Origin of the sequence: Streptomyces populi (assembly GCF_002911015.1) — a bacterium.
GTDB classification, from domain to species: Bacteria; Actinomycetota; Actinomycetes; order Streptomycetales; family Streptomycetaceae; genus Streptomyces; species Streptomyces populi.
In genome coordinates this window covers 1-20,591 of sequence record NZ_KZ626981.1, presented here as the reverse complement: position 1 = coordinate 20,591, position 20,591 = coordinate 1, and the positions used below count along the sequence as shown (strand labels likewise).

The following is a 20,591-nucleotide window of genomic DNA, read 5'->3' as shown; positions in this document are numbered from 1 at the left end:
TGCGGGAGGCCTCCGCCTGGGGCATCGCGTTCGCCAGCAGAGCCGCCGAACCCGTGGCCACCGCGGGATCGCGCCCCTGGTACGGGCCGAGGAACACCCGGTCCTGCGCGTAGTCGTTGACGGGGTAGTTGTCCATGGTGACGAGCCGGTGGCTGCCGAACACCTCGCGGGTGCGGGCCAGTTCACCGCCGGTGATGGTCCTCGGCACGACACCGATGCCCGTCCAGGCGACCTCGACGCCCTGCTCCAGGGCTTCCGACAGCCGTCGGCGGTAGTCGGTCGAGCCGTCCTCGTAGTACTCCGTCGGCATCAGCGACAGCGCGGCCGCGTCCGGGTACCGGGAGGCGAGATGCCGGGCCACGGCGTTCGCCACCCGCGCCTGCGCCTTCGCCGCCGCCCCGGGGCCGGAGCCGAACGCGTCCGCGTCCGCCCCGCAGTGCCACTCGGTGTAACTGACGTCCTGGAACTGGAGCTGGAAGGACCGGAACCCGAGCGCCCACATGGCGTCGAGCTTGCGCGTCAGGGCCTTCACGTCGGCGTCCGAGGAGAAGCACATCGCCTGACCGGGGGCCACCGCCCAGGTCAGCGTGACGTGATTGCGGCGCGCCCGCTCCGCCAGGTCCCGGAAGCGGGCACGCTCCCCGGCCGGGTACGGCTCACGCCAGCGTGCCTGCCGGAAGAGGTCGTCGCCGGGCGCGTAGACATAGCGGTTCTGCTTGGTCCTGCCCATGAAGTCCAGCTGCGCGAGACGCTGTTCGGGTGTCCAGGGGCTGCCGTAGAACCCCTCGGTGACGCCCCGTGCGGCGGTGCCGGGCCAGTCCCGGACGACGGTGCCGGCGATCCTGCGGTCGGCCCCGAGGAGCTGGCGCAGTGTCTGCACCGCGTGGAACAGGCCGTCCTCGCCGACTCCCGCGAGGACGACGGTGTCCCGGCCGTCGGCGCGGCCGACGGCCAGCCGGTAGCCGCCGGAGGGGAGATCGGCCCGGGGCGCGGCGCCGAGCGCCGTGAGCGTCCGTTCCAGGGAGCCCGGTGCGACGCGCGCGCCGCCGAAGGAACCCGCGCCCCGTCCGCCGGTGTTCGCCGGGTCCGTGCCCAGGCGCACCACCAGGGCGTGCGCCGGGAGAGCGTCACCGTCACGCACCGTCGTGACCGTGCGCGCGCCGGCCTGCCGCAGTAGTGCGCGCAACGCTTCGAGGGCGTACGGGTCGAGGGTGCTGTCCGGGGTGTTCGCGTCGACGCTCACGCCGGGGGCGTACGGGGTCAGGGGCACACCGGGGGCGTACGGGCCGGCCGTGGACCCGGAGCGCGCGCCGGACGCGGGGGTGACCAGGACGACCTCGTCCGTGACCGTGACCGGGGTGCCGTTCGCGCGCAGGGACTGCGGGCGGGGCCAGACGGCGGGCACTCCGCTCCCGGTGGGCTCGCGGTCGCCCGCGGAGGCTGCCGGAGCGTGCGGCGCGGCGACGGCCGCGGGGGCCGTCACGAACGCGCTCGCGACCACGGCGAACGCGAGTGCGGTCGCTCCTTTTCCACGCCCGAGTCGCAAGGTTCCCCCTCGTAGCCCGCCGTTCCGACGGCGGCGTCGGTTGGCGTCCGAGCCCACCATCCGGGTGGTGAGAGTGTCAACGAGAGTGGCCGAAGTGCCGGTATTGCCCCAGCCTGGAGGCGTGGCCCGGACATGCGGGACGGCGACGGAATGTGACCAGGAGCACGTTGTCCGTCCGTGTGCGTCTGTCGTCGCGCCCACGGGGTAGGGCTGCGGTGACCGCCCGGGGCATCCGTTTCCGGCACGATCTGCCGGAATGCCCCCGTCCGCCGTATCCGACCTCGACAAGGAGGCCCCCGTGGCCGCATCGGCGCACCTTCTCCTCACGGCCCTGTCCGGACACGGAGCGGAGCCGTCCGTCCCCGGCCCCCGCGCGGGCCGGGCGTCCGCCGAGCCCGAGGGCGCCCACCTGTGCCCGCTCGGAGCGGAAGGCGCCTGCTCCGAGGCGCCGCTGACCAGTGAGCCCCCGCTGCCCGACGCCGAGCCGCTGACCAGCGAGCCGCCGCTCGCGGACGCCGCGCACCTGACGAGCGAGCCCACCTCGGCCGGCGCCGCGTCGGGGGCCTGATGGCACCCGCCGGGCCCGCCGACCCGCCGCGGACGGCCTCGGAGCCGGCCCCGCGGACACCCCTGTCCCGGCTCGCCGAACTGCACGGCGTCGCCTCCGCCTACAGCCCCTCACCGGGCCGCACGGTCGCGGCCCCCGGCAGCGCGCTCGTGGCGGCCCTGGCGGCTCTCGGCGTCGACGCGAGCACCCCGGACGCCGTACGGACCGCCCTCGCGCGGCGCGAGGCCGAGACGGCGCGGCGGCTGCTGCCGCCGACCCTGGTGTGCTGGGGCGGCCTCGTCCCCGCCGAGATCACCGCGCTGCCGGACGGCACCCGTCTGCGGGTCACCACCGAGCAGGGCGAGTCCCGCACCCGTGCCGACCACCTCCCGCCCGGCGTCCACGCGCTGCACGCCACCGCCCCCGACGGCCGGGACGCCGACGTCCACCTCGTCGTCGCCCCCACCCGGCTGCCCGCGCCGCCCGGACGCGCGTACGGCCTGCTCGTCCAGCTCTACTCCCTGCTCTCCCGCCGCTCCTGGGGCATGGGCGACCTCGGCGACCTCGCCGAGCTGACCGCCTGGGCGGGACGGACCCTGGGCGCCGGATTCGTCCAGGTCAACCCCCTGCACGCGGCCGTCCCCGGCGACCCCACCGACCCCTCCCCCTACCGGCCCTCCTCCCGCCGCTTCCCGGACCCGGTGCACCTGCGCGTCGAGGACGTCCCCGAGTACCCGTACGCCGAGGACCGCGACCGGCTGTCCGCGCTGCTGGAGCGCGCCGGACGGCTGCGCGACTCCGTCCTGCGCAAGGGCGAGCTGATCGACCGCGACGCCGTGTGGGACCTCAAGCGCGAGGCGCTCGAAGCCGTGTGCGCGGTGCCGCTCGGACCCGGACGGCAGGCCGCGTACGCCGGTTTCCTCGCCGAGGAGGGCCGGGCGCTGGAGGACCACGCCACCTGGTGCGCGCTCGCCGAGGTGCACGGCTCCGACTGGCGGAACTGGCCCGCGGGGCTGCGCGACCCCCGTTCGACGGAGACCGCCCGCGCCCGGGGCGAGCTGACGGACCGCGTCGGCTTCCACAGCCGGCTCGCCTGGCTCACCGAGGACCAGCTCGCCCGCGCCCAGCGCTCCGCGCGCGACGCGGGCATGAGCGTCGGACTCGTGCACGACCTCGCCGTCGGCGTCCATCCCGACGGAGCGGACGCCTGGGCCCAGCAGGAGTACTTCGCGGCCGGCATGTCCGTCGGCGCGCCCCCGGACGCCTTCAACGCGCGCGGCCAGGACTGGGGTCTGCCGCCCTGGCGGCCCGACCGGCTCGCCGCCTGCGGATACGCCCCCTACCGCCGGCTGCTGCGCGCGCTCCTGCGGAACGCGGGCGCCCTGCGCATCGACCACGTCATGGGCCTGTTCCGCCTCTGGTGGATCCCGCAGGGCGGGCCGCCCACCGAGGGCACCTACGTCCGCTACGACGCCGAGGCGATGCTCGCGATCCTCGTCCTGGAGGCCTCCCGGGCCGGAGCGCTGGTGATCGGAGAGGACCTCGGCACCGTCGAACCCGGGGTGCGCGAGAGGCTCCAGGAACGCGGGGTGCTCGGCACCTCGGTGCTGTGGTTCGAACGCGACTGGGAGGGGGACGGCCTGCCCCTGCCGCCCGACGCCTGGCGCGCCGACTGCCTGGCCACCGCCACCACCCACGACCTGCCGCCCACCGCGGCCCGGTTCACCGGGGAGCACGTCGAACTCCGCGGCCGGCTCGGCCTGTTGGCCGGACCCCTCGGCGAGGAGCGGGCGGCCGCCGCCGCGGACACCCGGGAGTGGCTGGAGCTGCTCTCCCGGCTCGGACTGCTGGGCGACCGGGACGACGGGGACCCCGCCGCGGAGGAGGAGGCCGGGATCCGGGCCGTGCACCGCTTCCTGCTGCGCACCCCGGCCCGTCTGATCGGCGTCTGGCTCCCGGACGCCGTCGGCGACCGCCGCCCGCAGAACCTTCCGGGCACCTGGGACGAGTACCCCAACTGGCGCCTGCCCGTCGCCGACGCCGAGGGCCGCCCGGTGACCCTGGAGGAGCTGGCCGCCTCGCCCCGGCTGCACGCCCTGATCGACGCCGTGCGGGCGGAGAGCGGCCCGGCCGGGGGGCCCGGGAGCCCCCCGGACCCCTCGCGCCGGGCCCCGTGACCTTCGTACGGCACCCCCGGGCGCGCGGCCCCGTCGGGTGTTCGCTACGTTTGCACCGTGGACAAGAAGAACGCTCTGCGCGCCGGTGCCCTGGCGGCCGGTACGACGCTGATGATGCTGCTCATGTCGTCCCCCGCGCTCGCGCTGACCCGCGACGACGGCGACGACCCCGGCTCCGGCCTGAGCGTGATCGAGACGCTCGGCCTCTACGTCGTGCTGCCGATCGTGCTGTTCGCGGGCATCACCGCTCTCGTGATGGTCCTGGACAAGTCCCACAAGCAGCCGAAGCAGGGCTGAACCCCGCCCGCTTCGTACCGACTCTCCGACGGGGGAGTTCTCGCGCCGGCCGGCGCGAGAACTCCCCCGTCGCGTTTTCCGCGGTGCCCCGTCCGGAGCTCGTCCCGGACGGACCGTCCGCGTCGGCCCTTCGCCCGGACCGGTCCGGGCGCCTACGGGTGTGGTGCCGTCAGATAGCGCTGCACCGTCGGGCCCAGCCACGCCACGATCTCCTCGCGGTGCAGCGTGACCGCCGGGGGCAGCCGCAGGACGTAGCGGGTGAGCCCGAGCCCGAGCAGTTGCGAGGCGCAGAGCGCGGCGCGGGCGGGAGCCTGTTCCGGGTCGGGGCAGGCGAGCAGGGCCACCGGCGTGAGCTGGTCCCGGAAGATGCCCTGCATCCGTTCGGCGCCGGACGGGTTGGTCACGCCGACCCGGAGCATCGCGGTGAGGACCTCGCTCTCCTCCCACAGGTCGAGGAAGTGGCCCACCAGGACACGGCCGACGTCGTCCCGGTCGAGGGCGGCCGGATCGGGCAGCCGCAGATCGACGTCGAGCACCGCCGCGAACAGCCCTTCCTTCGAGCCGTAGTAGCGCATGACCATCGACGGGTCGATCCGCGCCTCTCTGGCGATGGCGCGGATCGTCGCGCGCTCGTAGCCGTCGGCCGCGAAGCGCTCGCGGGCGGCGGCCAGGATCGCGCCGCGGGTGGCGTCGGAGCGGCGGGGGGCCGCCGTGGGGGCGGTGCCGGACTCGTGCTGTTCCTCGACCTGCATGCCAACAACCGTATGCCAACAGGTGTTGACGGTCCAGCGACACCTCTCTATGGTGGCAAACAAGCGTTGGCCAACATGCGTTGGCAAGCTGTCTCCGGGGGAGCCCGAGGCGCGTCGGCAGGTGCTGGTCAACGCTCGTCGGCCGACAGGTGTCGGCCGGCAGGCGTTGACCGACAGGCATGGGCAACAGCATCAGGAGGGAACCGTCATGACCGGCGACACGCACACGCCCGGCACCACGACCGCGTCCAGCACCTCCACCCCCCGTCAGGTGGTCGTCGTCGGCTCGGGTCCGACCGGCCTGCTGCTGGCCGGCGACCTCGCCACCGCCGGCGTCCCGGTCACCCTCGTCGAGAAGCGCCCCCGCGGGATCAGCAATCTCTCCCGCGCCTTCGTCCTGCACGCCCGCACGCTGGAGCAGCTCGACGCCCGCGGGCTCGCCGACGGCCTGGAGCACAAGGGCGAGGCCCTCGACCGCATCCGGCTCTTCGGCGGACTCGCACTCGCGCTGGACACGCTGCCCTCCCGCTTCAACCACCTCCTGGTGATTCCGCAGTACGAGGTGGAGGAGGCGTTGCTGCGGCGGGCGGAGGACGCCGGGGTGAGGTTCCTGCACGGGACGGAGGTCGCCGGACTGCGGCAGGACGCGGACGGGGTGACGCTCGAGGTCCGCGGCCCGGACGGGGAACCGGACGAGCTGACGGCCGACTACGTCGTCGGGACGGACGGAATGCGCAGTGCGGTGCGGACGGCGATCGGACTGCCGTTCCCCGGCCGCTCGGTCATCCGGTCCGTCGTGCTCGCGGACGTCCGGCTCGACGAGGAGCCGGAGTCGCTGCTGACCGCCGACGCCGTCGGTGACGCGTTCGCCTTCATCGCCCCCTTCGGTGACGGCTACCACCGCGTGATCGGCTGGCACCGGGGCCGGGACGTCCCGGACGGCGAGCCGCTCGAGCTCGACGAGATCAAGGAGATCGCCCGGCTCGCGCTCGGACGCGACTACGGCATGCGCGACGCCCGTTGGATGTCCCGCTTCCACAGCGACGAGCGCCAGGCGCCCGCCTACCGCGTGGGCCGGGTCTTCCTCGCGGGCGACGCCGCGCATGTGCACACCCCGGCCGGCGGCCAGGGCATGAACACGGGCCTCCAGGACGCGGCGAACCTCGGCTGGAAGCTGGCGGCCGTGTTCAACGGACAGGTGGACGCGGCCCTGTTGGACACCTACCAGGCCGAACGCCACCCCGTCGGCGCGTCCGTGCTGCGCAGCAGCGGCGGCATCGTGCGCCTCGCGATGGCCAAGCACCCCTGGACGCGGGCGCTGCGCGGGGGAATCACCGCGGTCCTCGGCCACGTCGGCCCCGCGCGCCGCAAGGCGATCGGCCGGATCACGGGCATCGGATACGCCTACGGGGCGCCGCGAGGCGCCCACCCGTCGGTCGGCACCCGCGCCGCCGACGTCCCGCTGAGGAGCGGCCGGCTCTACGAGGCACTGCGGGGCGGGAGGTTCGTCCTGATCGTCCCGCAGACCTACGAGACCGGGGAGACCGGCCGGGCCGGGGAGCGCGCGGGCCGTCTCGCGGTGGAGCGCTGGGCGAGCGGCCGCCGTACCACGGTGCTGGTGCGGCCCGACGGATATGTGGCCTGGGCCGCGGAGTCACCCGATGCCGCCGCGGTCGAGGCGGCCCTCGCAGCCGCCGTGGGGGCCGCGGAGGCCATGGCCTAGGGAAGCGCGGCCGGCCGTCGACGAGGAGCGGGACGGACGGACCGGGTGGCCGGCCCGCCCCGGAGCCCCTGCCGCGGGACGGTCCTCAGCCCCGGCGCACCTCGTACAGGAAGCAGCCGTACTCCACCGCCCGTACGTGGACCAGCGTCACCTCCGGGTCCGCGAACGCCTCCGCGAAGGCCTCGCCGAACGCGTCCGGCGCCTCGACCAGCCGTCCGCCCAGGATGCGCCCCCGCGCCGAGTAGCGGCGGACCGCGCGGTGGGCGTTCGTGAACGGGAGCGCGTCCGCGGCCGGGCCCGCGCACTCCTCCGGGTGGATGAAGACCGGACCGGTCTCGTCGTAGGGGCCCGGCTCGGCGCCCGTCTCCAGGGCCCAGCGGCGCAACGGGGCGTAGGAGACCAGGGCGACGCGCTCGCCGGGCTCGCTGCGCCGCAGACAGCAGCGCAGCGGGGAGCCGCCCTCCTCGTCGGTCAGTGGGACGGGCCGGCGTCCGGCGTCGTCGGTGTCGCGGAGCTCCTTCAGGGCGGCCGGGCCGATGGGCCGTGCGGTGTACGTCGTCATGCGTCGAGGGTCACTCCCGTGACGCCCCGGCACCGGCGGTAAACGGACATCGCGTTCCGCGTGGGTCCCGTGGAAGGATGGCGCAACCCACACATAACGAGGAGATGACCGCGTGCCTGGCACAAACCTGACCCGCGAAGAGGCGCAGCAGCGCGCGAAGCTGCTCACCGTTGACTCGTACGAGGTCGAACTCGACCTCTCCGGCGCGCAGGAGGGCGGCACCTACCGGTCCGTGACCACGGTGCGCTTCGACTCCGCCGAGAACGGCGCGGAGTCCTTCATCGACCTGGTCGCCCCGGCCGTCCACGAGGTCACGCTCAACGGCGACGCGCTCGACGCGGCCGAGGTCTTCAAGGACTCGCGGATCGCCCTGCCCGGCCTCCTGGAGGGCCGCAACGTCGTCCGCGTCGTCGCCGACTGCGCCTACACCAACACCGGCGAGGGCCTGCACCGGTTCGTCGACCCCGTCGACCAGCAGGCCTACCTCTACACCCAGTTCGAGGTGCCGGACGCGCGCCGCGTCTTCGCGTCCTTCGAGCAGCCCGACCTCAAGGCCACCTTCCAGTTCACCGTGAAGGCGCCGACCGGCTGGACGGTCATCTCCAACTCGCCGACCCCGGAGCCCAAGGACGACGTCTGGGTCTTCGAGCCCACGCCGCGGATCTCCACGTACATCACCGCGCTGATCGTCGGCCCGTACCACTCCGTGCACAGCGTGTACGAGAAGGACGGGCAGTCCGTGCCGCTCGGCATCTACTGCCGCCCCTCGCTCGCCGAGTTCCTCGACTCGGACGCGATCTTCGAGGTCACCCGGCAGGGCTTCGACTGGTTCCAGGAGAAGTTCGACTACGCCTACCCGTTCACGAAGTACGACCAGCTCTTCGTGCCCGAGTTCAACGCGGGCGCCATGGAGAACGCGGGCGCGGTCACCATCCGCGACCAGTACGTCTTCCGCTCGAAGGTCACCGACGCCGCCTACGAGCTGCGCGCCGAGACGATCCTGCACGAGCTCGCCCACATGTGGTTCGGCGACCTCGTGACCATGGAGTGGTGGAACGACCTCTGGCTGAACGAGTCGTTCGCCACCTACACCTCCATCGCCTGTCAGGCCTACCACCCCGACAGCCGCTGGCCGCACTCCTGGACCACCTTCGCGAACTCCATGAAGACGTGGGCGTACCGGCAGGACCAGCTGCCCTCCACCCACCCGATCATGGCCGAGATCCGCGACCTCGACGACGTGCTCGTCAACTTCGACGGCATCACGTACGCCAAGGGCGCCTCCGTCCTCAAGCAGCTCGTCGCCTACGTCGGCATGGACGAGTTCTTCCGCGGCGTCCAGGCCTACTTCAAGGCCCATGCGTTCGGGAACACGCGCCTGTCCGACCTGCTCGGCGCCCTGGAGGAGACCTCCGGACGCGACCTCGGCACCTGGTCGCAGAAGTGGCTCCAGACCGCCGGCATCAACATCCTGCGCCCGGAGATCGAGACCGGCGCCGACGGCGTGATCACCTCCTTCGCCATCCGCCAGGAGGCCCCGGCCCTGCCCGCCGGCGCCCAGGGCGAGCCGACGCTGCGCCCGCACCGCATCGCGGTCGGCCTCTACGACCTCGACGCCGACAGCGGCAAGCTCGTGCGCGCCGAGAGGATCGAGCTGGACGTGGACGGCGAGCTGACCGCCGTGCCGCAGCTCTCCGGCAAGCGCCGCCCCGCCGTGATCCTGCTCAACGACGACGACCTGTCGTACGCCAAGGTCCGTCTCGACGAGGACTCCCTGGCGTTCGTCACCGAGCACCTCGGCGACTTCGAGTCCTCCCTGCCGCGCGCCCTGTGCTGGGCCTCGGCCTGGGACATGACCCGCGACGCCGAACTCGCCACCCGCGACTACCTGGCGCTGGTGCTGTCCGGCATCGGCAAGGAGTCCGACATCGGTGTCGTGCAGTCGCTGCACCGGCAGGTGAAGCTCGCGATCGAGCTGTACGCCGACCCGGCCGCCCGCGAGGCGCTGCTGACCCGCTGGACGGACGCCACGCTCGCCCACCTGCGCACGGCCGAGGCCGGCGGCGACCACCAGCTCGCCTGGGCGCGCGCCTTCGCGACGACCGCGCGCACGCCGGAGCAGCTCGACCTCCTGGAGGCACTGCTCGAGGGCCGCGAGAGCATCGAGGGTCTCGCCGTCGACACCGAGCTGCGCTGGGCGTTCGTGCAGCGGCTCGCGGCCGTCGGACGCTTCGACGAGGCGGAGATCGCCGCCGAGTACGAGCGCGACAAGACCGCCGCCGGCGAGCGGCACGCGGCCACCGCCCGCGCCGCCCGTCCCACCGAGGAGGCGAAGGCGGAGGCGTGGGCCTCGGTCGTCGAGTCCGACAAGCTCCCGAACGCCGTGCAGGAGGCGGTCATCGGCGGCTTCGTGCAGGCCGACCAGCGTGAGCTGCTCGCCCCGTACACGGACAAGTACTTCTCCGTGGTCAAGGAGATCTGGGACACCCGCTCGCACGAGATCGCGCAGCAGATCGCGACCGGTCTCTACCCGGGCGTCCAGGTCGCCGCGGAGACCCTCGACAGGACGGACGCGTGGCTGGCCTCGGCCGAGCCCAACGCCGCCCTGCGACGGCTCGTCTCGGAGTCCCGCTCCGGCGTCGAGCGTGCCCTGAGGGCGCAGGCGGCCGACGCGGCGACGACCGCCTAGGCACGCGGCCCAGGCACGTGGAACGACCCCGAGGGGGCGGGCACCGGCCGGTGCCCGCCCCCTCGGGCGCGTGGTGGACGCGGGTGTCAGCCCTCGTTGAGCTCGGCCGCCACCAGCTCCGCGATCTGGACCGCGTTCAGCGCGGCACCCTTGCGGAGGTTGTCGTTGGAGATGAACAGCGCGAGACCGTGCTCGACGGTCTCGTCCTGCCGGATGCGCCCGACGTACGAGGCGTCCTTGCCGGCCGCCTGGAGCGGCGTCGGGATGTCGGAGAGGACGACACCCGGGGCGCCCGCGAGGAGCTCGGTGGCGCGCTCGACGGAGACCGGGCGGGCGAAGCGGGCGTTCACCTGGAGGGAGTGGCCGGAGAAGACCGGGACCCGGACACAGGTGCCGGAGACCTTGAGGGCGGGGATCTCCAGGATCTTGCGGGACTCGTTGCGGAGCTTCTGCTCCTCGTCGGTCTCGTTCAGACCGTCGTCGACGATGGAACCCGCGAGGGGGAGCACGTTGAAGGCGATGGGGCGCTTGTAGACCTGCGGCTCGGGGAAGTCGACCGCCTCGCCGTCGTGCGTCAGCCGGTCGGCGTCGCCGACGACCTTCAGCGCCTGCCCGTGCAGCTCCGCCACACCGGCGACGCCGGAGCCGGACACCGCCTGGTAGGTGGTGGCGACCAGGGCCTCGAGACCCGCCTCCTCGTGCAGCGGCTTCAGGACCGGCATCGCGGCCATCGTCGTGCAGTTCGGGTTGGCGATGATGCCCTTGGGGCGGTCCGCGATCGCGTGCGGGTTCACCTCGGAGACGACGAGCGGTACCTCGGGGTCCTTGCGCCAGGCGGAGGAGTTGTCGATCACGACGGCGCCCTGGGAGGCGACCTTCTCGGCCAGCGCCTTGGAGGTGGCCCCGCCGGCCGAGAACAGCACGATGTCCAGGCCCGAGTAGTCCGCCGTGGAAGCGTCCTCCACCGTGACCCCGTCGACGACCGTCCCGGCGGAACGGGCCGAGGCGAACAGACGCAGTTCCTCGACCGGGAACTCCCGCTCGACGAGGATCTTGCGCATGGCTGTGCCGACCATACCGGTGGCTCCGACGATTCCGACCCTCACGGCGACTCCCTTGACGTGCGTTCTACGTGGTCCAGCGCTTCCATCATGCGTCTCACCAGGGTCCGCCTGTCCAATCCTTTCGGCGCGCGGCTCACAGCGTGGGACGCGGACGTCCGCGCCGCGGGACCCGATCCTGCGGCGGCCGGGCGTGCGGGTACGAAGAAATCGTCCGGCGCCGCGGGACGGCCGCAAGCCGTACGGCGCGGCCCGGCCACGGCTCCGGGCCGGTGTGACGTACGACTCGGACCGGGCCGAACGTTTTGGCCCGCACCGGCGTCGTAGAGGGGACGCGGGGAGGGGAGGGGTGGCTGTGCTGCGCAGAAAGCCACGTCGGGCACAGGGGGCGGACGACCCCCTGGACGCGACGCAGGAACGCCGGGTGCGGGCGGTGCTCGCGCTCGGCGGCGTGCCGCAGGCGGACCTGCCGGACGGGGTACAGCAGGTCCGGCTGCGGCTGCTGGAGCGTGCCGCCAAGGGGGACGAGGCGCCGCGCGACGTGTCCGCCTGGGCCGCGGTCGTCGCCTCGAACCTGGCGATGGACTGGCACCGGGCCAAGCGCCGGCAGGAGCGGCTGGGCGAGCGGCTGGCCTCGCTGCGCCAGTGGGAGCAGCCCTCCGACGAGGAGTCCAGCGTGCTCTCGCTGGCCGTCGCCCAGGGCCTGGACGAACTGCCCGACGCACAGCGCCAGGTCCTCGTCCTGCGGTTCTACGCCGACCTGCCGGTGCGGGACATCGCCGACGAGCTCGGCATACCCGAGGGCACGGTCAAGAGCAGGCTGCACACGGCGGTCCGCGCGCTGCGCGCCCGCCTGCACGAGAACGAGGTGGTGTGACGTGGCCGAGTACGAAGGTCTGGACCCGCTGCTGGCCGCGCTCACGGACGCCGAACTGCCCGAGGGCGCTCGTGACGACGTCGTGTTCATGGCCGAGCACCGGGCGGCCGCGGCGGACGTGGACGTACTCCGGGAGCAGCTGGTCGTCATCGGGGACGCGCTGGCGGACTCCGGCCGGCCGGACGGGACGGCCCGGGGGGACCGGAGGTCCGGGGCGCCCGGGAGGTACCGGCGGGCCCGGGCGCCGCGGCCGTCCGGGGCCGGCCGGCCGGGGGGTGCCCCGAAGAAGCGCTCCCGGCATCCGGGCGCCCTCGTCGCCGCCACGCTGGTGGCGGCCGCCATGGCCTCCCTGGTGGTGGGGATCGGCTGGCTGGCCGGGCAGCAGGGCGGGGCGGACACGGCGAAGGCCCAGGGGGCTTCGGACGCCAAGGCGGACAGCGGCAGCGCGGGCAAGCTCAGCGCGCCCGGCTACATCGCCTGCTCACGGCTCCTCGTGGAGGGCACGGTCACGAAGGTGGCCGCGGTCCCCGGCACCACGCAGGACCGGATCACCCTCGACGTCTACCACTACTACAAGCCGGCCGAGGGGGAGAAGACGGTCACCTTCCTGATGGACCAGGCCGTCGACCCGCGGCTGCACCGGGGCGACGAGGTCCTGGTCGGCATCCAGCAGCACGACTCGACGCCCGACCTCTGGACCACCGGGGAGCAGCGGATCGCCCGCGACCGGTCCTGGATCGTCAAGGCGCTGCCCGAGTCCCGGAGCATGAGGTGCGCGCAGTGACGCCCGGCACGGGCCGGGCCGCCCGCGGGAGGGCGTGACGCGAAAGGGCGTGACGCGAAAGGGCGGGCGCCCGTTCCCGGATGCCCGCCCCGCGCCCCGGCCGCTCGCGCGGCCGGGGGTCACACCGCTACGGCGTGACCTTGTCGATCTTCACGCTGCCGATGCCCGCGACCGTGCCGCGCGCGTTCACCAGCTGGACCTGGCCGAAGAACTCGCGTCCCTCGGGCGCCGCCGCGACGGCGGTGACCGAGCCGGACACCGTGGCCGAGGCGCCGGTGGCGAGCTTCACCGGGGTGGAGTCGTCGACCGAGACCGTGCCGAGCGCGCTGGAGAAGAACACGTCCCGGTAGTCGTAGGCGGTCGAACCCGACGGGACCGCGTAGCCCGCGACCTCGATGGTGTACGTCCCGGCGGCGGGGTTGGCGATGGAGACGGCCTCCTCCGAGTCGCCGTCCGCGGACTGTCCGACGACGGTCCCGGCGGCGTTCTTCACCGTCAGGTCGAGGTCGGCGGCGTTGTCCGAGACGTTGCCGATGACCACGTCGAGCGAGGCCGCGCCCGCGGGCACCTCGACCGTGGTGGTCTGCGTCGCGCCCTCGGTGATGGTCGGCCGCGCGTTCTTGGAGGAACCGAGCGGACCGCCCTTCAGCTTGCCGTCGAGCGCGGCGAAGTTGTTCGTCACCTTCCAGGAGGCGGCGGCCGGGGTGCCGACCTTCGCCTCGGGGACGGTCACGACGGCCGGGTCGAAGGCCGCGCCGAGCACGGCGACGTCCAGCTTGTAGGGGTTGTCGAGCAGCGGCGAGGTGCGGCGCGCCTCGACCTCGATCTCCCAGACGCCGGGCTGCGGGTCCGCGTACGCGCGCACGTCGGGCTTGCAGCCGTTGCCGTCGAGGTAGTTGTTGTAGCAGTACGGGGTGCTGGTGTTGTCGACCGGGACGCCGTAGGGGTGGATCGCGATGAAGCGGGTCTGGCTCTTGTCCTTGAGCCCGCCGATCGCGGCCTCCAGGGACGTGGCGCCCTCGGGGACCGTCACGAAGTACGAGGTGGTGCTGTTGCGCTGCACCGAACCCGACGCCGCGTAGGTGTACTTCAGCGGCGACGAGACCACGACGGTCGCCAGGATCTGCTTGTCCACGCCCTCGGTCCGCGGGTCGTCGACCTCGAGGATCGCGCTCTTGAGCCCGGCCGACCTCGGCGCGGCCTGCACCTTGACGGTCACCGGCCGGTTCAGCGGCAGGCTCACCTCGTCCTTGCCGAGGATCCGGAAGGTGTCACCGGCATTGTTCTCGAAGGACAGCTCGTGCCGGACCGCCCGGTCCGGGCCCGAGGTGCGGGTGACGGTGACGTCGTACGTCTTGCGCTGGCCGGCCTTGAGGCCGCCCTCGCGGTCGTACAGGCCGGTGCCGAAGCCCGGGGTCTTCAGCGCGTAGTCGATCGCGGTGTCGACCGGCGCCTTCACCGTGTAGTCGTGGGCGGTGGCGCCGTCCCTGATGGAGTCCCAGGCGTCCTCGACGTCGATCAGGCCCGCGCCCTCCGCGTACGCCTGGACGCCCTTGATGTGGTGGGCGGTCGAGGTCAGCGCGGTGCGCAGGACGGCCGGGGTGAGGCTGAGGCCCTTCTGCTTCGCGGCGCTCAGCAGCAGCGCGGAGGCGCCGGCGGCCTGCGGGGAGGCCATCGAGGTGCCCTGGAGCATCGAGTAGCCGGCCGGGAGGGTGTAGCCCGCCTCGGCGACCGGGGAGCCCGGCAGCCAGGTCTGGGTGGAGTTGATGGAGGCGCCGGGCGCGCTCAGCGTCGGCGTGAAGCCGCCGTCCTCACGCGGGCCGCGCGAGGAGAAGGGCAGCATCGCGTACTTGGTCTCCACCTGAGAGCCGTAGTTGGCGGCCCAGGTCTCCTTGGAGATGGTCGCGCCGACCGAGATGACCTTGTCGGCCAGGCCCGGGTCGCCGATGGTGTTCGCGCCGGGGCCGGAGTTGCCGGCGGAGATCACCAGCTGGACGCCGTAGGTGTCGATGAGACGCGTGTAGAGCTCGGCGCGCGCGTTGTTGCCGTCGTTGAGGGCGGGCAGACCGCCGATGGACATGTTGACGATGTCCACGCCACGGTTGGCGACGAGGTCGATCATGCCCTCGGTGAGCGCCACGTTGGTGCAGCCGCCGGTCCAGGTGCAGGCGCGCGAGGAGACGATCTTCGCGCCGGGCGCCGCGCCGCTCATCTTCCCGCCGAACAGACCGTTGGCGGAGGTGATGCCGGCGACGTGGGTGCCGTGCTCGGACTCGATGACGCCGATGTTGACGAAGTCGGCCTTCTTGCCGACCCAGGACCCGCCGTAGGGGTCCATCGGCACGTCCTTGCGGATCTCGACGACGAACGGCTGCCGCTCGACGACGTCCGTCGCCGGGTTGTCGGTGCCGAAATAGCCGATCTGGAAGCCGTCCTTGTACGGCTTCATCGGCGTGTCGTCGGTGAAGTCGCTGTTGTTGTTCAGGTCGACGGTGACCGTGCCAGCCGCCGGGTCGTAGAGCACGCCCCAGGCGTCGGTGGTGTCACCGTCGCGGTTCGCGTCGCCCGCGGCGTCGCCGCCCGCCGTCGCCGACTCCCGGAACGTGCTGATCTCGTACGAACCCGCGGGCGCCGTCCACGACTTGCCGCCGTAGGTGAAGGCGGGCCCGGCCACGGGGGTGATCATCGGGCGCCAGGTCGCGTCGCTGTCGAGGATCGGGTCGGTCGAGGTGACCCAGTCGACGATCTTGCGCTCGCCGGTGGTGGTCTTCTGCAGGGCGGGGTGGCCCAGGTCGACGCCGGAGTCCAGGATGCCGATGGTGACGCCCCGGCCGTCCGCCTTCGGGTGGTCCTCGACGAAGTCGACCGCACCCGTCTCGAAGGAGGGGTTGTACGGGTTCGTGGCGGGGGTCTTCCTGCCGGGACCGGAGTACGTGGCGGCCGTGGAGGTGTTGCTGCCGTGCCGGGCCGTGTCGGCGCTCGGCGTCGGGTCGTCCAGCGCGATCTCCTGGCGCAGGTCGATCCCGTGCACCGAGGAGAGCTTCGCGGCGGCGGCGATGGCCGCGTCCGCCCTGCCCGTGGGGACGGTGGCGCGGACGTAGCCGAGTTTGTCGTAACTGCGGCCGACCGAGCCGCCCTTGACGGCGTCCAGCTCCTTCGCGACCTGCTCGGTCTGGCCGGGAGCCGTCGCGATCATCATCGTGACGTTCTTGTCGCCGTTGGCCTTGGCCTCGGCGAGGAGGTCGGCGTCGCTCGAACCGAGTTTGGCGGCGGCGGACTTGGTGCCGGGGTCGGCCGTGGGCGCGCCCGTGTCCGCGGAGAAGGCCATGGGTATCGGCCCGGCCGCGGAGAGCGCGGCCACCAGGCCCGCTGCCATGGCCAGGCGGGCCACGCGTCTCGCGCCCGATATAGGTGCGCGCTGAGGGTCGGAGGTCATCTGCATCCCTTGTAGGTAAAGGAACGAGCGTGGAACGGCCGGTTCCGGTGGTTCTCGCGGTACCGGTCGCATCAGTCCGGAATGTGAACCCGGATGACCGCTCAGCTTTACCCAAGGGGCAGTTGTTTGGGGAGAGTTGACCAAGCAGTGATGGACGCATGGCGTACTTCCGCCATGCGCCATGCCGTCGATGACGGGCTATGAGGGGATATCCCGGACGGCTCGGGCATCTCTCTTTGTCGATTCAGCTCTCTTTTGTGCGCGCGTAGTGGCGGGACGCCTTCGCGCGGTTACCGCAGGCCGCCATCGAGCACCAGCGGCGGGTGCCGTTCCGCGAGGTGTCGAAGAAGTGCAGGACGCACGCCTCGTGCGCGCAGCGGCGGATGCGGTCCGGAGCGGCCCGGAGCAGTTCCAGGTAGTCGCGCGCGGCGAGCCAGGCCGGCCCCCAGGAGGGGTCGTCGAACTCCGGCGTCCCGCCCGGCCCCCGGTCGGTCAGCGTCAGCCGGACCCGTCCGTGCGCGAGGACGGCGTCGACGCGGGCGGCGGCCTCGGCCGGGAACCGGGAGTCCTGTCCGTCGGCCTGCCCGCGGGGGGTGTCGACCGCGGCGCGCAGGGCGTCGCGGGCCTCGAGCGTGTGCCGCAGGACGGTGTCGTCGGCCGGGAAGTCGAGGCCGTTGCCCGCCAGCCACACCGCGAGGCCCTCGGTGTCGGCCAGCAGGTCCCGCACCGCGCCTTCGTGCACCCAGCGGGTGTTGAGCAGGTCGAGCGAGACCGGCTCGCCGGTGAGGGGCCGGGGGTCGGGGCTGGTGGACATGGGGTCTCCCTTCGCTGCTAACCCTTCAAGGTTAGGTCACTGGTTGACGCTCCCGCTTCTAACCCTTAATGTCAATGACAAGGGTTAGCCTCTCGATGGGGCGGCCAACGGCAGAAAGGGACTGTCATGACGCTGCGCACCGGACACGTCGGCCTGAACGTCACCGACCTCGACCGCTCGCTCGCCTTCTACCGCGACGTCCTCGGGTTCGGGGTGCTCGGCGAGGGCAAGGAGGAGGGCGACGGCGGGGAGCGGCGGTACGCGTTCCTCGGGTCCCTGTCCGGGGACGGCCGCCCCGTGCTCACGCTCTGGCAGCAGGCGCGCGGCGGGTTCGACACGGGCCTGGCGGGCCTGCACCACCTCGCCCTCGAGGTCGACACCGTCGAGCGGGTCAGGGAGTACGAGAGCGCCCTGCGCGAGGTCGGCGTGACGTTCGCCTACGACGGCGTGGTGGCTCACCGCGAGGGCGCGGCCTCGGGCGGCATCTTCTTCCACGACCCGGACGGCACCCGTCTGGAGATCTTCGCGGCGAGCGGCGCCGAAGAGGCGCCGGTGCCGAACGCGTCCGCGCCGACCTGCGGTTTCTTCTAGTCCTGGGAGAGAACATGACGTACCACTCGGGCTCACGGGCGATCCAGGACCGCGTCGGTGTCCGGGACCTCGCCGATCACGTGGGCCGGTCCATGGCTCAGGGCATCCGCCCGGTGGCCGCCGCGTTCCTCGAACTCCAGCCCATGCTGGTCGTCGGCGCGGCGGCCCCGGGGAGCGGCACGCGGCACGAGCACGGGGCCGCCGCGGCGGGAAACAGCGCCGTGTGGGCCTCGCTGCTCACCGGCGCGCCGGGATTCGTACGGGCCACCGGCGCCCGGCAGATCTCGGTCGTGGGCGGCCCCCCGGCCGGCGACCCGCTCGCCGACGCGCTCGGCACCCCGGGCACGGCCGTCGGCACCATCGCACTCGACCCGCGCACCCGCCGTCGTATGCGCCTCAACGGCCGGGCCCGGCCGACCCCGCGCGGCTTCGCGGTCGAGGCCGACCAGGTCTTCTCCAACTGCCCCAAGTACATCCAGAGGAGGCAGACGTACGAGACGGTCGCCGGCCGCACGGCGGGCGCACCCCGGCACGGCAGGGAACTCACCGCCTCGCAGCGCGAGTTCGTCGAGGGCACCGACACCTTCTTCCTCGCCACGGTCCACGCGCACGGCGCCGACGCGAGCCATCGCGGCGGCAACCCCGGCTTCGTGCGCGTCGAGGCGCCCGGCGAACTGAGCTGGCGCGACTACCCCGGGAACTCCATGTTCCTGACCCTCGGAAACCTCGCGGCCGACCCGCGAGCCGGTCTGCTCTTCCTGGACTGGACATCGGGATCGGTGCTCCAACTGACCGGCACGGCCCGCGCGGAGTTCGCCCCCGACGGCGAACGCACCGTCCGCTTCACCCTCGCCGAGACCGTCGAGACGCCCGCCGCCAGCCCCCTGCGCTGGTCCGCGCCCGCGTACTCGCCGGCGAATCCGTGAACGGGCGGGCACGGCCCCCGGATCCACCTCCCTACCCCGCAAGATGAACACGGAGTGACCGTCCACCGGCCGTTCGGACAGGACTCCATGGACGCCCAGGGCGCGCCGAGATCGACGTACGGTGATCGGCGCCGCCCGTTGCCGCCCAGTTAACGCACAGGTCATCCCCAGTGCCAACCATCCAGTACGAGCGGGGAGTTCGCCGGTCGATCACCCCGCGGCCACTGTCGACGCGTTCGCACTCGGGGAGACCGCGCCATGCCGCGCATACGCTCTGTCGCCACCGTACCCGCCCTCGATCGCCGCACCCTGCTGGCCGCAGGCGGAGCGGTGTCCCTCTCCGCCGGGATCGGCCTCGCCCTGCGCCCGCGGTCCCCGGCGCACGGGGCGCCGGCCGCGCAGGCGCCGGTCGCCGACTCCGTCGCCCACGCCGGGAGCGGGCCCGCCGCGGCCGCCCGGACGGCACCGGCCGCCCTCGTCCCGTACACCCGCGGCACCACGCTGAGCAGCGTCGCCACGCCGCACTCCGGCTCCGCCGGGTACCGCCGGCTCGGCGCGGGCCCCGGCTGGAAGCGGGTCCTGCGCGACGAACTGGCCGCGGCCAAGGCGGGCCGCGCCGACCGGCGCACCGCGCTCGCCGCGTTCGTGCAGTTCACCGACCTGCACCTGACCGACGTCCAGCACCCGATGCGCGTGGAGTACCTGCGCTCCGGGAAGAGGAACGCCTGGCGCCCGCAGGAGGCGCTGACCGTCGCGGGCGCGGTCTCGCTGGTCGAGCGCGTCAACTCGCTGCGCGGAGCGCCCGTCACCGGCTCCTCGCTGCACTTCGTCATGACGACCGGGGACAACACCGACAACAACTCCAAGACGGAGCTGGAGTGGTTCCTGAAGGTCATGAGCGGCGGCCGCGTCAGCCCGAACAGCGGTGACCCGCGGCACTACGAGGGCGTCCAGGCCAGCGGTCTGAAGACCTACTGGCAGCCCGACTCCGCCCTGCGCGACGCCGACAAGCAGGCCGGCTTCCCGCACCTACAGGGCTTCCTGGACGCCGCCGTCCGCGAACTGCGCAGCCCCGGCCTGAAGCTGCCCTGGTACTCCACCGTCGGCAACCACGACGCCCTCCCGCTCGGCGTCTACGGATCGCGCGGCGACTCGTACCTCACCGACTTCGCCGTCGGCGGCAAGAAGCTGATGTCACTGGATCCGGCGACGAGCAACGCGATCCTCGCGTCCATCAAGTACGCCCGCAGTCCGAAGGGCGCCGAGTTCCACGACATGCTCAGGGCGCACGCCCGCCAGATGCGCTCGGTCACGCCCGACGAGAGGCGCGCCCCGTTCACCCCCGCCGAGTACCTCAGGGCGCACCTCGACCCCGCGCACACCGGACCGGGTCCGATCGGCCACGGCTACTCCTCCGCGAACCTCGCCGCGGGCACCCAGTACTACACGTTCCGCATCGCCGACGACGTCATCGGCGTCAGCCTGGACACCACCGACCCCGGCGGCCACTTCGAGGGCTCGATCGGCACCACGCAGCTGCGCTGGCTGGAGCGGACGCTGCGCGAGAACGAGGACTCGTACGTCGTCGTCTTCAGCCACCACACCAGCAAGACGATGCGCAACACCCAGCCCGACCCCGCCCGCCCGGCCGAGAGGCGGCACGGCGGTGCCGAGGTCGTGGCCCTCCTCGGCAGTTTCGGCAACACGCTGGCCTGGGTGAACGGCCACACCCACGAGAACGAGATCATCCCGCACGCCGCCCCCGGCAACCGCTCCTTCTGGGAGATCAGCACCGCCTCCCACGTCGAC

The 20,591-nt window shown here is 73.1% G+C and carries 16 protein-coding genes; 10 read left to right on the top strand and 6 right to left on the bottom strand.

Features of this window, described 5'->3' with window-relative positions:
• Positions 1-1,546, bottom strand: a 1,546-nt coding sequence (locus tag CW362_RS38285) for a glycoside hydrolase family 84 protein (protein WP_240658263.1), incomplete at its 3' end; no start/stop codon positions are given.
• A 298-nt stretch (positions 1,547-1,844) separates the two neighbouring features.
• Between CW362_RS38285 and CW362_RS38280 the strand changes: the two genes are divergently transcribed.
• Genes CW362_RS38280 through CW362_RS38270 form a run of 3 tightly spaced genes read left to right on the top strand, consistent with a single transcriptional unit; the run spans position 1,845 to position 4,567 of the window.
• Positions 1,845-2,114, top strand: a complete 270-nt coding sequence (locus CW362_RS38280) for a hypothetical protein (RefSeq protein ID WP_103554201.1) — start codon at positions 1,845-1,847, stop codon at positions 2,112-2,114.
• Entirely contained in the window at positions 2,114-4,270 is a 2,157-nt protein-coding gene (malQ, locus tag CW362_RS38275) for a 4-alpha-glucanotransferase (RefSeq protein ID WP_103554200.1), read from the top strand. Before CW362_RS38280 ends, malQ begins: the two co-directional genes overlap by 1 nt.
• A 57-nt stretch (positions 4,271-4,327) precedes the next feature.
• On the top strand, positions 4,328-4,567 hold the full coding sequence (locus CW362_RS38270; protein ID WP_037618868.1) for a hypothetical protein: 240 nt from the start codon (positions 4,328-4,330) through the stop codon (positions 4,565-4,567).
• Positions 4,568-4,719: 152 nt separating this feature from the next.
• Here the strand turns inward: CW362_RS38270 and CW362_RS38265 are convergent, their stop codons facing one another.
• Complete coding sequence (locus CW362_RS38265; RefSeq protein WP_103554199.1) at positions 4,720-5,319, bottom strand: TetR/AcrR family transcriptional regulator; 600 nt, start codon at positions 5,317-5,319, stop codon at positions 4,720-4,722.
• A gap of 208 nt (positions 5,320-5,527) precedes the next feature.
• On the opposite strand from CW362_RS38265, the gene CW362_RS38260 reads away from it, so the two are divergent.
• Positions 5,528-7,042 carry an FAD-dependent monooxygenase gene (locus tag CW362_RS38260; protein ID WP_103554198.1) on the top strand — a complete coding sequence of 505 codons (1,515 nt, stop codon included), beginning with the start codon at positions 5,528-5,530 and terminating at the stop codon, positions 7,040-7,042.
• Between the two features lie 85 nt (positions 7,043-7,127).
• Here CW362_RS38260 and CW362_RS38255 read toward each other — a convergent pair whose 3' ends face one another.
• Positions 7,128-7,604, bottom strand: coding sequence for a DUF1203 domain-containing protein (locus CW362_RS38255; RefSeq protein WP_103554197.1), 477 nt, complete (start codon positions 7,602-7,604; stop codon positions 7,128-7,130).
• Between the two features lie 112 nt (positions 7,605-7,716).
• Between CW362_RS38255 and pepN the strand changes: the two genes are divergently transcribed.
• Positions 7,717-10,293, top strand: coding sequence for an aminopeptidase N (pepN, locus tag CW362_RS38250; protein ID WP_103554196.1), 2,577 nt, complete (start codon positions 7,717-7,719; stop codon positions 10,291-10,293).
• 86 nt (positions 10,294-10,379) lie between these two features.
• Here the strand turns inward: pepN and CW362_RS38245 are convergent, their stop codons facing one another.
• Positions 10,380-11,399, bottom strand: coding sequence for an aspartate-semialdehyde dehydrogenase (locus CW362_RS38245; protein WP_103554195.1), 1,020 nt, complete (start codon positions 11,397-11,399; stop codon positions 10,380-10,382).
• Positions 11,400-11,703: 304 nt separating this feature from the next.
• Here CW362_RS38245 and CW362_RS38240 point away from each other — a divergent pair, with 304 nt between their 5' ends.
• Together CW362_RS38240 and CW362_RS38235 are read left to right on the top strand one after the other, a co-directional pair.
• The gene (locus tag CW362_RS38240; RefSeq protein WP_206301199.1) at positions 11,704-12,231 is read left to right on the top strand and encodes a sigma-70 family RNA polymerase sigma factor; all 528 of its coding nucleotides are present in this window, start codon (positions 11,704-11,706) and stop codon (positions 12,229-12,231) included.
• A 1-nt stretch (position 12,232) separates the two neighbouring features.
• Positions 12,233-13,015: a hypothetical protein gene (locus tag CW362_RS38235; protein ID WP_103554193.1), complete on the top strand. Its 783-nt coding sequence runs from the start codon at positions 12,233-12,235 to the stop codon at positions 13,013-13,015.
• 127 nt (positions 13,016-13,142) lie between these two features.
• Here CW362_RS38235 and CW362_RS38230 read toward each other — a convergent pair whose 3' ends face one another.
• Both CW362_RS38230 and CW362_RS38225 read right to left on the bottom strand, forming a co-directional pair.
• A complete protein-coding gene (locus tag CW362_RS38230) occupies positions 13,143-16,451 on the bottom strand; it encodes a S8 family serine peptidase (protein WP_103554192.1) in 3,309 nt (1,102 codons plus the stop codon).
• 244 nt (positions 16,452-16,695) lie between these two features.
• Positions 16,696-17,265, bottom strand: coding sequence for a CGNR zinc finger domain-containing protein (locus CW362_RS38225; protein ID WP_103554191.1), 570 nt, complete (start codon positions 17,263-17,265; stop codon positions 16,696-16,698).
• Between the two features lie 126 nt (positions 17,266-17,391).
• Here CW362_RS38225 and CW362_RS38220 point away from each other — a divergent pair, with 126 nt between their 5' ends.
• The 3 genes from CW362_RS38220 to CW362_RS38210 all read left to right on the top strand — a co-directional run.
• Positions 17,392-17,856, top strand: coding sequence for a VOC family protein (locus tag CW362_RS38220; RefSeq protein WP_103554190.1), 465 nt, complete (start codon positions 17,392-17,394; stop codon positions 17,854-17,856).
• Positions 17,857-17,870: 14 nt separating this feature from the next.
• Positions 17,871-18,782 (top strand): pyridoxamine 5'-phosphate oxidase family protein, encoded by a 912-nt coding sequence (locus tag CW362_RS38215; protein ID WP_103554189.1) that lies wholly within the window; start codon positions 17,871-17,873, stop codon positions 18,780-18,782.
• A gap of 258 nt (positions 18,783-19,040) precedes the next feature.
• Positions 19,041-20,591: TIGR03767 family metallophosphoesterase (locus CW362_RS38210; protein ID WP_103554188.1), on the top strand; the 1,551-nt coding region annotated here is incomplete at its 3' end.

Coding starts and splice junctions, on each gene's coding strand:
- malQ (WP_103554200.1), top strand. CDS start 2,114: ATGGCACCCGCCGGGCCCGCCGACCCGCCGCGGACGGCCTCGGAGCCG.
- CW362_RS38265 (WP_103554199.1), bottom strand. CDS start 5,319: ATGCAGGTCGAGGAACAGCACGAGTCCGGCACCGCCCCCACGGCGGCC.
- CW362_RS38260 (WP_103554198.1), top strand. CDS start 5,528: ATGACCGGCGACACGCACACGCCCGGCACCACGACCGCGTCCAGCACC.
- CW362_RS38255 (WP_103554197.1), bottom strand. CDS start 7,604: ATGACGACGTACACCGCACGGCCCATCGGCCCGGCCGCCCTGAAGGAG.
- CW362_RS38230 (WP_103554192.1), bottom strand. CDS start 16,451: ATGACCTCCGACCCTCAGCGCGCACCTATATCGGGCGCGAGACGCGTG.
- CW362_RS38225 (WP_103554191.1), bottom strand. CDS start 17,265: ATGTCCACCAGCCCCGACCCCCGGCCCCTCACCGGCGAGCCGGTCTCG.
- CW362_RS38220 (WP_103554190.1), top strand. CDS start 17,392: ATGACGCTGCGCACCGGACACGTCGGCCTGAACGTCACCGACCTCGAC.
- CW362_RS38215 (WP_103554189.1), top strand. CDS start 17,871: ATGACGTACCACTCGGGCTCACGGGCGATCCAGGACCGCGTCGGTGTC.